The organism is Proteiniclasticum ruminis DSM 24773 (genome assembly GCF_000701905.1).
GTDB classification, from domain to species: domain Bacteria; phylum Bacillota; class Clostridia; order Clostridiales; family Clostridiaceae; genus Proteiniclasticum; species Proteiniclasticum ruminis.
In genome coordinates this window covers 734,919-750,724 of record NZ_JNKC01000001.1, presented here as the reverse complement: position 1 = coordinate 750,724, position 15,806 = coordinate 734,919, and the positions used below count along the sequence as shown (strand labels likewise).

General features: G+C 45.0%; 8 protein-coding genes. 6 read left to right on the top strand and 2 right to left on the bottom strand.

All coding sequences use genetic code 11. The annotated features are described in order from the left end of the window. Positions 1-10 precede the first annotated feature (10 nt). Positions 11-793 carry a flagellar hook-basal body protein gene (locus T487_RS0103605; protein ID WP_031574150.1) on the top strand — a complete coding sequence of 261 codons (783 nt, stop codon included), beginning with the start codon at positions 11-13 and terminating at the stop codon, positions 791-793. Positions 794-847: 54 nt separating this feature from the next. Here the strand turns inward: T487_RS0103605 and T487_RS0103600 are convergent, their stop codons facing one another. Beyond that, entirely contained in the window at positions 848-1,714 is an 867-nt protein-coding gene (locus tag T487_RS0103600; RefSeq protein ID WP_031574147.1) for an ROK family protein, read from the bottom strand. A 162-nt stretch (positions 1,715-1,876) separates the two neighbouring features. On the opposite strand from T487_RS0103600, the gene T487_RS0103595 reads away from it, so the two are divergent. The 4 genes from T487_RS0103595 (at position 1,877) to T487_RS0103580 (ending at position 6,592) form a co-directional block, all read left to right on the top strand. Then, positions 1,877-2,857: a LacI family DNA-binding transcriptional regulator gene (locus T487_RS0103595; protein ID WP_031574145.1), complete on the top strand. Its 981-nt coding sequence runs from the start codon at positions 1,877-1,879 to the stop codon at positions 2,855-2,857. 367 nt (positions 2,858-3,224) lie between these two features. Beyond that, a complete protein-coding gene (locus tag T487_RS0103590; RefSeq protein ID WP_031574143.1) occupies positions 3,225-4,604 on the top strand; it encodes a PTS transporter subunit EIIC in 1,380 nt (459 codons plus the stop codon). 44 nt (positions 4,605-4,648) lie between these two features. Further along, positions 4,649-6,007 (top strand): glycoside hydrolase family 32 protein, encoded by a 1,359-nt coding sequence (locus tag T487_RS0103585; protein WP_162178214.1) that lies wholly within the window; start codon positions 4,649-4,651, stop codon positions 6,005-6,007. Positions 6,008-6,262: 255 nt separating this feature from the next. Further along, positions 6,263-6,592, top strand: coding sequence for a hypothetical protein (locus T487_RS0103580; protein WP_031574132.1), 330 nt, complete (start codon positions 6,263-6,265; stop codon positions 6,590-6,592). 60 nt (positions 6,593-6,652) lie between these two features. On the opposite strand, the gene T487_RS0103575 is transcribed toward T487_RS0103580, so the two are convergent. Further along, entirely contained in the window at positions 6,653-8,230 is a 1,578-nt protein-coding gene (locus tag T487_RS0103575) for an AcpB/EbpR/MafR family transcriptional regulator (protein WP_031574131.1), read from the bottom strand. 260 nt (positions 8,231-8,490) lie between these two features. Between T487_RS0103575 and T487_RS0103570 the strand changes: the two genes are divergently transcribed. Further along, the gene (locus T487_RS0103570; protein WP_031574129.1) at positions 8,491-15,753 is read left to right on the top strand and encodes a SpaA isopeptide-forming pilin-related protein; all 7,263 of its coding nucleotides are present in this window, start codon (positions 8,491-8,493) and stop codon (positions 15,751-15,753) included. The last annotated feature ends 53 nt before the right edge of the window (positions 15,754-15,806 follow it).

The window sequence follows — 15,806 nt, the reverse complement described above, 5'->3', positions numbered from 1 at the left end:
GGAGAAAGCGATGTTTAACGGATTGAGAATCGGTGTTACCGGGATGCAGACATCCCAGAAAGTCATGGATAATGTAGCAGACCAGATCGCCAACAGCACCACAGGGGGTTACAAGAAGAAAGAGGTGCGTTTTGGAGATCTTTTAAGAAATGAGATTTCAAGAAGCCATGCAGCGGTTTCAGAAAACGCGGATGGCGCTTCTGTAGGTATAGGATCCAGAGCCATTGTCTCAAAAACAAACTTCACCCAAGGTGTACTGAAGCCTTCAGATAGCCCTTACCATATGGCGGTGGAAGGCAGCGGGTTTTTCGGTGTCATGACGGGAACGGGGGAGCTTCTTCTTACAAGAAATGGAGCATTCTCTTTGAGTGCAGACGGTGCTTTGACCGATGGGGAAGGAAATGGGCTTGTGTATGAATCCTATGTTCCTGCTGGAAGCATCGGAAGCTACGAAGGGGTGAGCATTTCGGAAAATGGTGTCATCTCCGGACGGAATGATGCAGGTGAAATGATGGAGCTGGGACGCGTGGCTCTATTTCAGCCAAGTGCTGAAGACGCTCTGATTTCATTAGGTGAAAACAAGTTTCTACTTCCAGAAGGCCAGGAGATGGTGAACAGTATTGATAATGCCCAAGGTTTTGGAATCATCCGTCACAAGCATCTGGAAGAGTCCAATGTGGATATTGCTGAAAGCATGACGGAAATGATTCTCACGCAAAGAGCGTATCAGCTCAATGCCAAGAGCATTACTACTGCAGATGAGATGCTGGAAGTGATTAACACTATTATCTAAGTGAGTAGATGAAAGAAGGAGAAGCGGCGATGCTTCTCCTTTAAAATGCTTTTTTTACTTTGCCATGAGCGCCAGTGCTAATGCTCCTTTTATACCGGATTCCACTCCGAGGGAAGGGGTAACGATATACTTATCCAGGTTCTCCATCTGGTCTGTCTTCACATAGCCATTGAGTTTTTCCTTGAGTACTTCTCTGATCTTAGGGATCATATAGGTTCTACCCATGACGCCACCACCCAGAACAATCTTAGTGGGGGAAAGAATCAGGATATAGGACATGAGGGCTTCCGCCATATATTCTGCGATGAAATCAAAGGATTCATGATCCTCTGGGATATCGATTCCCTTCATACCGGTTCTTCCTTCATTGGCAGGACCTGCAGCAAGCCCTTCCAAACAGGTTTTGTGATAGGGGCAGAACCCCTCATAGGTGTCCTTGGGATTTTTATGTATCATAATATGTCCCATTTCCGGATGCAGCATCCCGTTATGGATTTTTCCATCAATGACGTAGCCTCCACCGATGCCTGTGCCTACGGTGATATAGAGGAGCGTATGCTCCTTTTCGTAATCGCCGAAGGTGATTTCCCCAAGTGCAGCTCCGCTGACGTCTGTGGCAATCTCCACGGGGATATTCAGACCTTTTTTCAGACTGCCCAGAATATCAAAATCTCCCCAGTGAGGTTTTGGGGTGGATGTGATATATCCGTATTTTTTCTTGTCCTTGTTCAGCTCCAGAGGACCAAAGCATCCTATACCAAGAGCATTGAGGTTTTTATCTTTGAAGAAATCCAAAGTGTCCTTCATGGTTTCCTCTGGAGTTCTGGTAGGGATGGAAATCTTCTCAAAGATCTCTCCTTTTTCATTTCCAACGGCCAGCACAAATTTTGTGCCTCCTGCTTCAATCGCGCCAAGTCTCATGAAATATACCTCCTAAATGTTTTATTCTTTCGCTTTCTTTTAGTTTGGGTGAAGTTTACTACTCTGTCAATGTTTTCAGTGATTTTCCTAGGGTTCATTTTGTGACCGGTTCCTTTGTGGTATGATGAAGATAAGAAAAGGGTAAAGGGCAGGGAAGAAGACATGATGACCATCAATGATATTGCAAAACTTGCAGGTGTGGCAAAAAGCACCGTCTCCAGATATCTCAATGGAGGATCCGTCAGCAAAAAGACAAAAGAGACGCTGGACCGAATCATCAAAGAAACGGAATATGTGCCAAACACCTTCGCCCAGAGCTTGAAAGTGAAGCAGTCCAATCTCATCGGCATCATCATTCCCAGGCTGAACTCTTATGCGACGAATGAAATCCTTCAAAGTGTGGACCGGTGTCTGAGGGAAAGAAATTATCAGCTTCTCATCGTGAATACAGATCAGGATGTGGACAGGGAAGTGGAGAACCTCTATGCACTCTCCAGACAGAAGGTGGCAGGGATCATTCTTCTAGCTACAGCGGTGACCAAAGCTCATAAGGAAGCCATGGAAAAGATCGGTATACCGGTGCTTCTTTTAGGACAGAGAAGTGATGCCACCTATGCCATCGTCCATGAGGAGGAAGAAGCAGGCGCTGCCATGGGAAGGCATGCCTTGAAGCTCGGTCATAAGAAGATTCTGTATCTTGGTGTCACAGAGAAAGATGAGTCTGTAGGCGTTCTCCGGAAGAAAGGTGTCATGGATGTCCTGAAAAACACAGTGGGCATCAAGGTTCAGGAAGAAGAGGTGGATTTTAATTTTGACATCACCTTCCAGTTTCTGAAAGAATACCTGAAAGGAAGAGAAGAAACCTATATCCTCTGCGCCACAGACAACATTGCGCTGGCCGCTTATAAAGCCAGCATCACCCTGGGGAGAAAAGTGCCGGAGGATGTCTCAATATCCGGCTTTGGCGGGTACTCCATCACGGATCTTGTGACGCCGTCCATCACGACGGTGCGCTATGCTTATAAGGAAATGGGCAGAATCGCTGCGGAAAATCTTTTAAGGCTTCTTCAGGGAGAAGAGATTCCGAAGAAGATTGCGCTCAGCGGAGAGTTTCTCCCAAAAGAATCCACCAAAATGCTTTAAATAGCGGAGTGCAGCATTTCACCTAAAACGCAAAGGTTTTAGGTGATTTTTTATTTTTGAAAGTTTTTAAAAAAGTTTGCCTGATACCCTTTACAAATGAATTGAGATACACTACAATAAAACTAAATTAGAACCGGTTCCAATTATCAGATAAAATTATAGCACGAACTTATCTTAGATAAAATAGTACAAAAGAGAAGATAATCATTGGTAATGAATGAAGTTGAATCAGAATTGATTTGATCAGCATGAAATTCTGATCAAGTGATTACTGAGGATTAGGTTAAAAAAACACAAATTATAAGAACCGGTTCAATATTTTGCTGCACACACCTTTATGCTACCCTAAGATGGAGGAGGAAATCTTATGAAACATGAAAAATCGATTCAAGACATCCTGCAGGCCGTAGGCGGAAAAGAAAACATCAAAAACTTTGAACATTGTGCCACAAGACTCAGAATCATCCTGCACGACAACAGTAAAGTGGACAAAGCTCTCGCTGAAAATGTGGAAGGCAGCAAGGGATATTTCTTTAACACCGGACAGCACCAGTTTATCTTTGGAACCGGAAAAGTAAATGAACTGTACCAGGAGTTCCAGTCCAGCCAGGGCACAGGAGAGACCGCAAGTTTCAAGGATGATGTCTACTCCAATATGAACGCTGGACAGAAGATTGTGAGAACCTTAGCGGATATTCTGATTCCTCTGATTCCTGCTCTTGTGACCACAGGTCTTCTCATGGGACTCAGAGGTCTCCTCCTGGAACTTGGTGTGGAAATGAGTGATACCGTGCTCATGCTGTTCCAGATGCTGACAGATACAGCCTTTGCATTCCTTCCTGTGCTCATTGCCTATAGCGCCACCAAGAAGTTTGGCGGAAATCCTATCATCGGTATTGTTGTGGGTCTTATGATGGTAGCACCCCAGCTGCCCAACGCCTGGGCTGTGGCAGGTGGAGACGCAGCGCCTCTTTATGTGAGCCTTCTTGGCATCAGCATTCCTCTTGTCGGATATCAGGGATCCATCATTCCGGCTATAGTAGCTGGGCTTCTGGTAGCGAAGATTGAAAAAAATCTCAGAAAAGTGGTGCCTCAGCTCATTGACCTGGTGGTAACGCCGTTCCTGACACTGACAGTCACTATCTTCCTTATGCTGTTTATCTTAGGACCTATCACTCATCAGATGGAAGTATATGTGACAGATTTCATCCTGATGCTTATTGAAGCGCCTCTTGGCATAGGCTATATGATTTATGCAGGCCTTCAGCAGGTGCTTGTCATCACAGGTCTTCATCATTCTCTTTCCATCCTGGAGCTGCAGCTTCTGGCGGAAACAGGCACCAATGTGCTGAATCCTCTTGGCACTGCCAGCATGGCGGGGCAGTTTGGTGCAGCCATCAGTGCAGCGCTTCTTATGAAGAACAAGCTGAAGAAGACCAATGCCATCTCTTCCACCACCTCTACGCTCTTTGGTATCACAGAGCCGCTTCTTTTTGGAGTGAACCTGAGAAGCATGAAGATATTCATCTCTGGTATTCTAGGTGGAGCCATCGGTGGACTTGTAACTTACATCTTTGGACTCACTGCTACTGGTATGGGAATCACCTTTATTCCTGGGCTGCTTCTGTATACCAGTTCCGTCGGTGCTTTAGTGCAGTACCTTATAGTCATCGCTGCAGCTTTTGCCAGTGCGTTCTTCTTTGTAAGACTGCAGGCGAAGAAGATTTCTGAAGAAATCAATGCCTGATAGAGACATATGCAGGGAGGATCATGGATCTAAGGAGGATAAGGATGAAGAATAAAATACAGAAAAATGGAGCCATGGATTTCCATGTGCTCCCTCCCCATGGTCTTCTCAATGACCCCAATGGACTGGTGCATTTTAATGGACTGACCCATGTGTTTTTCCAGTGGAATACAGAGGGGACAGATCACAGCTACAAAGCCTGGGGACATGCAGTAACAGAAGACTTTGTCCATTATACTTATTATGAGCCTGCACTTCTTCCAGATGAATCCTACGACAAGAATGGCTGCTACTCTGGAAGCGCTTTGGTTCATGAAGGAAAACTGTATCTCTTCTATACAGGAAATGTGAAGAATGCAGATGGAGAGCGGGAAAGCTATCAGTGTGCCGCTGTTTCAGAGGACGGGTTCAGCTTCAGAAAACTTGGACCGGTCATTGGAGAAGTTCCAGGATATACTGCCCATGTGAGGGACCCTAAGGTCTTCAAAGGGGAGCAGGGAGAGTTTTATATGGTCCTTGGGGCTCAGAGGGAGGATCTCACAGGTGATACCATCCTGTACCGGTCCATGGATCTTAAGAACTGGGAGTTTCTGGGTTCTCTTCTCGCTAAGAGAGAGGACCTAGGGTATATGTGGGAATGTCCGGATCTTGTGAGGCTGGGAGAAAAAGATGTGTTTCTTTTTTCTCCTCAAGGTCTTTCGGAGGATGGACACCGCTTTAAAAATATTTTTCAGACGGGCTACTATACCGGAAAATTTGACTCTGGAAGGTTTCATAAGGAGGAAGCTCCTTTTGATGAACTGGACCGGGGATTTGAGTTTTATGCGCCCCAGACCTTTGACATGCCCGATGGAAGAGTTCTTCTTCTAGGATGGATGGGCACCATGGAGAAAGAGAAGGAAGAAGCTTTACCTACACTCAAAGAAGGCTGGGTACACCACTTGAGTATACCAAGAGAGCTTCGGATAAATGCAGAGGGGAAAGTCATGCAGTCACCCGTTAAAGAGCTTTTGGGTTTCTTCAAAGAAGAAAATGCAGTAAGCGGAAAGGAGCTGAAGATTAGGAGAGAAGGATCGTTTCTTCTGGAGGTTCTCAATGAGCATGAGGCTCAGAGCATCCGTCTCCGTGTATCTTCTGATGTGGAACTGAAGCTGGAGGATCAGTGGTTTACGGTGGAAAGAGTCTCCTGGCTGGATGGAAAGAAGGAGATCAGGCAAGTGCCGCTGCCGCTGGGGCTGAAGAACCTGAAAATCATAGGAGACCATACTTCTCTGGAGATTTTTATCAACGGGGGAGAAGAGGTGTTCTCCTTGCGGTGTTTTGAAAATTCCTCAGATAGTTTGGTTTCTCTAATCAGCTCAGAAGCAGTGACCATGAAGATGTCAGGATTTCAGAAGGGCTAAGAATAAAGGATATAGTAAAAGGGAGCAGATGCATGGCATCTGCTTCTTGTTATTTTAGGATGTTATGTGCTTGCTAGAACCTATTTCAGAAAGGAATAATATTCAAGGATAAGTGATAACAGTTTATAATAACTCAGTTTATAATAATGAATACTGTAAACAGACAGAGGTTGATAAGTTCTAAATCTCCTGATATAATTTCGATAAATTTAGCATAAATGTATTTTTTCAGTAGAATTGGAGAAGTGAGTAAACATGGACTATAATACCGCAACAATGATCTACGGATTTTCTGGATTTCACCGACGAGAGAGTGGACTTACGCCGAACCTGAAACTGATGCATCTCATGATGGAGTCCTATGAGATGGAAGAGCGGGATTTCCGGCTTACGCTGGATGATTTCTATGTCTATGTGGATGTTGTTACGAAGAAGATTCATCATAGCAGCGATCAAAGCTTCCGGGAGGACCTCAATTATACCTTTGAAGATCCAAAAGCGAAGTTCGTACTGTCTGAAATCAGAAAGCAGGTGACAGAACGTTCTTTCATCCGTTTTTTTCTCCCGCTAATCGATAGAATCTAATTGATATGAATATATAAAAGGCAGGCGTTATTTTGACGCCTGCCTTTTTCTATTCTATTTCTAATAATGGGTAGTAAATGTGGCTTCGGTCAGAGGATGTTCTTTCAAGGTCTCTTTTTTGTCCATATGGTTTTTGATCCGTTTCATCTGATCCGCTTTCTTCTTGTCCACCACGGTGCTGATGGCTTTGTAGATGGAACTGATCTGATAGCCTTTTTCGTGGAAATGGAGATAGAGCACCGCGTTTTTTATGTCGATCTCCACCGAGGTGGTGGAGACTAAAAGATCAAATTGGTACTTCTCCAGATCTTTTGCTGTAAGCTCTGCTTCTGTGTAGATTTCCACGTCGATCATACTGTTGAAGTTTGCGATGAGAACATCCCGGACCGCTTGTGCATGGTTTTGACTGAGATGGCTGTAAAGAAGCACTTTACAGGATTTGAAGTTTTTGAAGAGATGATTTGTGAGGCTCTCGCTGTGGCACAGAAGTGTATAGTAGAGCTCCTCCAGAAGCGCTTCGGATGCGTTCACACCACGGCTTTTCAGGATGTCTTTGAAATAACTGGTTACATAAGTGTAGAAGAAGGGATACTCCAACTGATGATGCGTGACGATGATGAAGTCTCGGCTTCTGAAAAACAGATAGTCCGGAAGAACAGTAAGACCTTTCCCTTTCACGTGGAGCTGCAGAAGTTTATACAGTTCGATGAGAAAAGGCCAGCACTTCGAGGGCGGCAGCTGGAAAAGGTCTGTGGTTTCTTCAATCAGCCTAAAGAGCTCCCGGGTGCTTTCCTGAAAAGCAGGGTCTTTTTGAAGCCGTTCTTTATAGTACTCTGTAGTGTATTGAAGCTTCATGAAAGAGAGTTCATCCAAGACGGTGTCCAAAGAAAGTGCTCCGAGTGGGAAGCCGGTAAGACTTTGACGAAGCTCTTGGCGGATCTCAGGAAGCTTCTTCTCGGTGAAGAAGGACACAGGATACACGGGATGAAAGTGTCCTTTCTGGGCTCTCGTAAGTGAAACTGCAAACTGAAAAAGGATCTCCTGGGATTTGATGAATTTACTGTACTCATGGCAGTAAGGGGGATGAGTTTTCAGGAGACGATGAACATTCTCTTTGTCCAAATTTCTGAAGGGCCATTCGTCCTGACTGTAGGCTTCAAAAAAGTACCGTGTATAGAACCGTCGGATGAAGAACTCTTGGCCCCTTACCGCTAGAGGGCTTCCGGATACTTTGAGGTGATAGGGTTCCAGGGATTTTCTGATTTTCTTCAGAATCCTTTCTAAAGAGGAGGAGCTGAGAAAGAAATGTTCCTGAAGCTCACTGCAGGATGCTTCACCCTGGAAGAAAAGGTATTCAAGCAGCTGGAATCCGATGCTCTCCCGAAGAAGCTTTCTCTGGAAGTAATCCATACCGATGGAATCAGGCAGCAGCAGCTTCATTCCCTCGTTGGAGGAAAAGATCTCTCCAGAAAGAGGGAAAAGATCCACTTTCAGCTCATCCAAATAATTCAGAACGCTGCGCTGAGACAGGTGAGAAACCTCTGAGAGGCTCTGGATTGTGATTGGATCGTATTTTCTGTACAGTGCATTCAGAAGGGCATATTTCTTTTTATCTTTTTCTGACAGGATTTGCCACATGATGATCTCCTTCAAAATTCCATAATTATCCCAGTTTAACATAGCTGCAGTATAGCAAAGAAATTGGGGTTATATTCGTCAAATTTTGCATATGGATACGCAAAAACTGAAGAACCCCAAGTGAATAAGTTTGATAAAATATAAATAGTTATGGATAGTTATTATTATAAAATACAAAATACAAATAAAGCAAATGGGATTCGACATTCACTTGTTTTATTTTGTTTGTATAGAAATGAGAGAGTATAGGAGGATGAACCATGCGAATGACCCTGCGTAGAGGAAGCGCGCTGCTTCTTGCTATGATTCTACTTCTGCAGAGCGTGTTTGCCATTCCGGTGGAAGTACACGGAGATGCTGTAGGAGAAGAGTTCTTAATGAAAGCAGCCCATGTGACGGACAGTGAAAAGAATCTTACAAAGTCCATGAAAGCTGGTGGAGAATATCTTCTGGCATTGGACATGACAATGACCCTTCAGGAGGGAGAAGAAAAGAGAGATCTTATTTTAGCCTTACCTGATTTTTTTGCGCCAGAGAACCTTACGGATCTGGAAGAGGCGCTTCAGATAGCATTTGAAAATGGAAAGCTCAGCCTGTCTTTATCAGGAGATGAAAGCTTTGATGGAACCCTTTATATTCCGTTTAAGATGACGGGAGAAGACAAGGAAGGATCCACAGTGCTCCATGAGACAGACGAAGGCTATATCCTTTCCTTTGTGCCTGCACCGATAGAGGAAGAAAAGGACACTGAGGAAGCTCTGTTCCTTCCAGAAGAAAGTGTTTCTATGAGCACAGTGGAAGAAGATTTCCGGTTTCTTAACATTCAATTTACAGATTTAGCTGGAAATATCTTCAGTGCGGACAATCCCTACAGCATCGACGGGAAAGAAACGGGGAAGATCCATTTTGACTTTGAACTCAAGAATGGGCATGTGGTGAAGGCAGGAGATACAATGAGTTTTCCGCTGCCAAAGGAGCTGAAGCCTGTCACCGCAACCAATGGAGAGCTGGGGAATATCGGAACCTGGAACGTTTCTATAGATGGTGTAGTGAACTTCATCTTCGATAAGAATGTGGATGGAGATGATGTTAGGGGGACATTTTGGTTCAAGGTGTTCCTGGATGAAAAAGAGATGGATGAAGCCGTGGAACAGGTCATCGAGTTTGAGGAGATATATCCTGATTTTACACTGAAGTTCCCTGTGACCCCTAAGGGTGGTACTGCCATTGACAAAAAGGGGACCATCAACACGGAAGGATGGAACGCAACAGAAGCCTACTGGAGTGTGGATATCAATACGGCACTTCTGAAGATGGTGGACCCTGTCGTTACAGATGTGATACCCAATAATATGCTCTTTGAAGAGGGGAGTCTGGTGGTGCGTTCATTAGAAGTGAATGCCAAAGGGGAAAGAACCACTGGAAAAATATTGGATCCAGACTTATACACCCTGGAGATGGTTTCGGGCAATCCTGAGATCAAGCTTCATGGATTAGTAGAAGAAGACCTTCAGAAAGCGTACCGCCTGGAATATACCACAACCATCAAGGAGCCTGCAGAGGGCTTTTCAGGAGTTCAAGTTTTTAAGAATAAAGCTAATCTCACAAGCGATGGCAAGATGAATGCAGCAGAGGCCACCGTTTCCAGTGGCTATGGAGATGCGCTGAAAAAGAAAGCACCTGTCTATGACAGTGTAAAGCAGCAGCTGAGCTGGGAGATTGAATACAACTACAATGAAAAAACCATTCCTATGGATGTGGCGTATCTGACGGATACATGGACTCCGGCAGGGGTTATGAATCTTGTAAATGACAGTCTTCATGTTTATCCAGTGGATATTGATGATAAGGGAAATGCTTCTCCTTCAGAGATACCCCTCAGTACTGAGCTTTATGAACTGACCTATACCCCGGGGGCGGGATTCAGACTTGAGTTCCCGCAGGGTGTTGAGGGACAGGCCTATGTCATTCGCTACAAAACTCAGCTGGTGAATACATCAGGAGATCCAATCATCACAGGTTCAGGCACAGTAAACAATAAAGTGGAAACGGGACAGGAGAAAACATCCTCTGGAAGTGGCGGATATGGACAGCAGGGGCTTATTAAGAGAATGGTGGGCACTGATGTCGGAAAGAAAGAAATCACATATGAAGTGGTCATCAACAGAAACGGCTATGTCATGGAGAATCTGGTACTTACGGATCAGTTCACAGGGGATGGATTATCGCTTCTAAAAGATACAGTGCTGATCAAGGACAGCAGCAATGTGGCATTGGTGGAGGGGACAGACTACCTGCTGAGCTACACAGCGCCGTCTGGAACCACACCTGGAAGTTTTAAAATAGAATTTCGAAAAACCATTGATAAACAGCTGACACTCACCTATACCACGCATTTCGAAAGAAACAGTGACGGCACGGCAACCTACAAAAATACTGCGGGCATCACATGGAAGTATGATGGAAAAGACTATAACATCGGTGGAATTACGGTAGACACTACACCTAAGGGACATACAGCAAAAAATGGTGTCAAGAACGGAAGTTATAACGCGGTGGAGAAAAAGATCACTTGGTCCATCCATACAAATTATGCAAGGCTTCCCATTGGGAATCCTTATATCATTTCGGATGTGCTGGATGCCAGCCAGGAATATGTGGCGGATTCTCTCAAGGTGTTCACTTATGAAGTGGATAAAGATGGCTCCATCATTAATGAGACAACCATGGCACCTGAACTGTATCAGGTGGTATATCCTTCAGAAGAAAATGGAAACAAGATCACCGTATCCCTTGTGGGGCAATATGAAAAAAGAATTTCTGTTGGAATCCGCTTTAAGACGCAGTTCAAAAATGAACTGATCAGTGAACCTTCTGTCCGAAACAATGCAACCTTCCAAAGCGGAGAGACCAGCTTTGGGTTAAATGCCACAGTGAACATTCCTTACGGAGGAAAACTGGCAGATAAAAAGGGGGTACAGGCAGGAGATTTCAATGAGCGTGCGGACTGGACAGTCTATCTGAACCCTAATCGGTCCAAATTGTCTCAATTTGTTCTTACGGACAGTCCGGATCTTAATTCGGTTTTACTGAAAGAAACCTTTGAAGTTGTCCTGGGAGTTGTAGATATAAATGGGAAGATCACCAAATCTACTAAAGTGTTGGAAAAAGACAAGGATTACACCCTGTCGTTCTACTCCGATCCTGTCACGGGCAAAGAGCGGTTTGAGCTGAGCTTCCTGAATGAAATCACTGAAGCTTATGTGCTGAGCTACAGCTCCTATATTGATCCACTTGCGCCTCAGGGCGAAGCGATAGAAAATACCTATACTGTCACAGGAAAGAATGTCCAAGAAGATGTGAGTGGTGGTTCCACTTCAGAAATTGTGAAAGGGAATAGTGGCGGCGGATCTGGAAGCAGTGTCCGTGGCGGTCTTACCCTCACAAAGAAGAGCGAGAAAGAAGTACTTCTTTCTGGAGCGCGTTTCGGTCTGTTCACCTCCGATGAGAAGCAGCTCTTAAGAGAAGCTGTGACAGATGAAGAAGGTGCATTGACCTTTGGCGGTCTCAGAAGGGGCAAGTATGTTCTGAAAGAACTGGAAGCGCCCACGGGTTATGTCATCAGCGATGAACTGGCAAATGGAATAGAAATTATACTGGATCATACAACGGATGGGGAGATGAAGATTCTAAGCTATATCAATGAGAAGACCAAAGCAACCATCCGTAAGATTACTTCGGCAGGAGAGCTCATTTCTTCGGAAGCGGTATTTAATCTCTACAAAGCAGATGGCACTCTGTATGCGCAGAACCTGAAAACGGTGGGCGGTGTCATTATTCTGGAAGACCTTCCTGAAGGCAGATACTATGTGGTGGAAACCCAAGCACCAGAAGGATACATCAAAAATACAGCGAAGCATTATTTCGACATCTGTATCGAAGAAAACGGCACCCAGGTGAAACCTGTGGTGAATGTCAGAAACTATAAAGCGTCTGTAGAACTGAAGAAAACAGACAAGAATGGACAGGCGCTCACTGGAGCGGTATTCAGTCTTCTCGACAGTGAAGGGAAAATCCTCCGTGAGGATCTTCGGGTGGATTCTGAAGGACGTTTAAGAGTAAGCGATCTTTCTCCGGGAAAATATAAACTTATGGAGACGGAAGCTCCATCAGGATATCTGCTGAACGTGAAAGGTATGGAGTTCGAAATTTCAGAAAGTGTGGAGGGTGAGCCAAAACCGTTCAGTCTAGATAATTACATCAACTATAAAGGTGCGGCTGAACTTTATAAAACTGATGCCGCAAAGAAACCTCTTCAAGGAGCTGTCTTTAAGGTGGTGGATGAGAATGGAGTTACAGTTCAGGAGAACCTTGTATCCAGAGAAGATGGAAGAGTTCATGCGCTGAACCTTTCCCCTGGAACCTACAGCTTTGTGGAAACCAAAGCCCCTGCGGGGTTTGTGCTGGACAGAACACCAAAGTCTTTTGTGATCCCAGTCAGTAATAGCGGCGAGCCTTCTATGGTCGTTGCGGGAGACCGCATAAACTATAAAGGTTCTGTGTACATGAAAAAAGTATCAGAAAATGGAAATCCGTTAAGCGGTGCAGTGTTTGCGCTTTATGAGAAGCTGCAGGACGTGAGAGTGAAGGTGGGCGAATACACCAGCACCTCCATGGGGCTTGTCACTGCTGGAAACCTGGCGCCTGGTGCTTATGAGTTCATCGAAGTGAAAGCACCGGAAGGATATATCATCAATGAAGAACCTGTGGCTTTTGAAATTTCAGACGAATCCGAGGGACAGCCGCTTCAGGTGAATGCGGGAGAGGCTGTAAACTACAAGGGCTCTGTCCTTCTCACAAAACTTGGAGAAGAAGAAACCCGACTTGAAGGGGCTGAATTCAGTCTCTATCAGGAAGGCGTGGAAAAGGCGCTCATGGAGGGTCTTGTGACAGATGAAGACGGAGAGCTGATTGTCGTGGATCTTTCCCCTGGAGAGTACTACTTCCTGGAAACCAAAGCCCCTGCTGGATATATGATAAACCTTGAACCGCTGTTTTTCAGCATCCAAGAGACTGATACTGGAGCTCCTGAAAGAGTTTTGAAATCCATGGAAAACTATAAGGGATCGGTCCTTCTTCAAAAAGAAAACAGCGAAGGAGAGCCACTCCTGGGAGCGGTCTTTGCACTATACAATGAGTCCGGTGACGTGGTTCTTGAAGACATCACTTCTGATGATGAGGGAGTGGTACGCATAGAATCTCTCGAACCTGGAAAATATCTATTGAAAGAAACCAAGGCCCCAGAAGGATACCTTCTTAATACAGAGCCTGTGGCATTCTTAATTGCTGAAAGTGCGGAAGGGGTACCTGAAGTGCTTCGTTTAGGAAGTTTTATCAACTACTTTGGCAGTGCAGAACTCTTAAAAACAAATGAAAATGAAGAGCCTTTAGCGGGCGCTGTCTTTGAACTTCGGGACGAAGAAGGAGAAGAAGTGCTGCTGGAGGGCCTCACCACCGATGAAGAAGGTAAAGTATTGATTGAGGATCTTACACCTGGCACCTATCGTCTATACGAAGTGGAGGCGCCAAAGGGATACTTGAGAAATCTTGAACCTGCAGTCTTCACCATCTTAGAGGAAGCTAATGGGAAGCCTGAACCCGTTAAGGTAGGGCCTTTTGTGAACCATAAGGGAACTGCAGTGCTGAAAAAGGTGGATGAGGAAGGAAACGGACTGATGGGGGCAGAATTTGCCCTGTACGATGAGGAAGGTCTTCTTCTTCAGGAGGAGCTCGTATCAGATGAAGAGGGGGAGGTGCTCATAGAGGATCTGTCTCCAGGCACCTATGTGCTGAAAGAAGTGCAGTCTCCAGAAGGCTACCTTTTAAATCTCACAGAAATTACATTCACCATTGAAGACACTTATGAAGGAACTGTGGATGTGCTTCTCCTGGATGAGTATACCAATTATCTTGGCAGCGCTTATCTGATCAAGACAGATCATGAAGGAAACGCTTTATCAGGTGCTACTTTTGATGTGGTAACAGAAGATGGAGAGCGAGTCATAGAAGACCTGAGAAGTGATGAAAATGGAAAGGTTCTGGCAAGTGGCCTGGCGCCTGGAAAATACTACTTTGAAGAGACCAAGGTACCAAAAGGATATGTTAGAAATACAGAGAAAATCTTTTTTGATATTGCCTCTTCGGAAGAAGGCTCTCCAGATGAGGTACATGCCGGTACACTAGTGAATTATAAGGGCTCAGCAGTCCTTAAGAAAACAACAGTGGACGGAACAGGGCTAAAGGATGCAGAGTTCGCGCTTTACAGCGAAGAAGGCCTGCTTCTGGAAAACCTGACAACAGATGGGGACGGATCCCTTCTTTTGGAGAATCTCTCCCCTGGAAGCTATTGGCTGGAAGAGACAAAAGCGCCGGAAGGCTATATCAGAAATACCGACAAAATAATCTTTGAGATTCTGATGGAAGCAGAAGGAGAGCCTTTAGTACTCACCTTGGATGAGTTTATCAACTGGCAGGGAAGTGTTCTTCTTCGAAAGTCTGATGACACTGGCAATCCATTGGAAGGCGCTGTCTTCGCCCTTAGAAAAGACAATGAGACGATAAAAGAACTCACAACCGACGCGCTGGGGCAGATCCTTGTAGAAGGTCTAACTCCGGGTGGGTATGAGTTTATGGAAATCAGTGCTCCAGCAGGTTTTATTCTGGATCCGACCATTCATGAATTCAGAATTCCTGCGGATGCGGCTGGAGAACCAGAACAGATTCTTATGGGCACAATCAAAAACCATCAGGGAAAAATTGTGCTGGAAAAGACCGATGAGAAGGGGGCGCCTCTAGCGGGTGCTGTCTTTGAACTGAGGGACCAGGATGGAAACCTGATCCGCAAAGAACTGGTCTCTGATGAGGAAGGAAAAGTGAAAGCGGATGGACTCTTCCCTGGAAGCTATCTATTAAGAGAGATTCAGGCGCCAGCAGGCTATATCCGAAATGAACAGACGCTTCAGTTTACTGTGACAGAAGAACATCTCGGAACTCCAGAAGTCTTGAATCTCGGTAATTTTGTGAACTACAGAGGAAGCCTTCTCTTGAAGAAAGTGGACGAAGAAGGACAGCCTTTACAGGGTGCTCAGTTTGAACTGAAGCATCTCGATGGTGAAATGGAAAGCAGCTTCCATGTAAGTGATGAGAGCGGATACATAAAGATTGAGGATCTCTCACCTGGAAGATATTCCATAGAAGAAATCAAAGCACCAGAAGGTTATACCAGAAATGAAGAAGTATTTACGTTTACGATTTTGGAGAGCAGCCTTGTTACACCAGAAACCGTACGGATCACAGTGGTGAATACGCTGGAGTTTGACGATACGGATAGTAAGTCCCCAGGGAATGAACTTCCCGCCACGGGAGAATCAGAAAATGAGATACTCCTACCTCTTTTGGGAACAATGCTTGTTCTGGCTGGGGTATTCCATCTCATAAGACGTAAAAAAGAAAAAATAAGCTAATTAAAAAGATGTGTTCCACAGGATTAAATACCTGTAGGAGCACATCTTTTTTT

What these genes read in the sequence shown, in the direction of transcription:
- T487_RS0103605 (WP_031574150.1), top strand. Translation starts at nt 11, where the DNA reads ATGTTTAACGGATTGAGAATCGGTGTTACCGGGATGCAGACATCCCAG.
- T487_RS0103595 (WP_031574145.1), top strand. Translation starts at nt 1,877, where the DNA reads ATGATGACCATCAATGATATTGCAAAACTTGCAGGTGTGGCAAAAAGC.
- T487_RS0103590 (WP_031574143.1), top strand. Translation starts at nt 3,225, where the DNA reads ATGAAACATGAAAAATCGATTCAAGACATCCTGCAGGCCGTAGGCGGA.
- T487_RS0103600 (WP_031574147.1), bottom strand. Translation starts at nt 1,714, where the DNA reads ATGAGACTTGGCGCGATTGAAGCAGGAGGCACAAAATTTGTGCTGGCC.
- T487_RS0103570 (WP_031574129.1), top strand. Translation starts at nt 8,491, where the DNA reads ATGCGAATGACCCTGCGTAGAGGAAGCGCGCTGCTTCTTGCTATGATT.
- T487_RS0103585 (WP_162178214.1), top strand. Translation starts at nt 4,649, where the DNA reads ATGAAGAATAAAATACAGAAAAATGGAGCCATGGATTTCCATGTGCTC.
- T487_RS0103580 (WP_031574132.1), top strand. Translation starts at nt 6,263, where the DNA reads ATGGACTATAATACCGCAACAATGATCTACGGATTTTCTGGATTTCAC.
- T487_RS0103575 (WP_031574131.1), bottom strand. Translation starts at nt 8,230, where the DNA reads ATGTGGCAAATCCTGTCAGAAAAAGATAAAAAGAAATATGCCCTTCTG.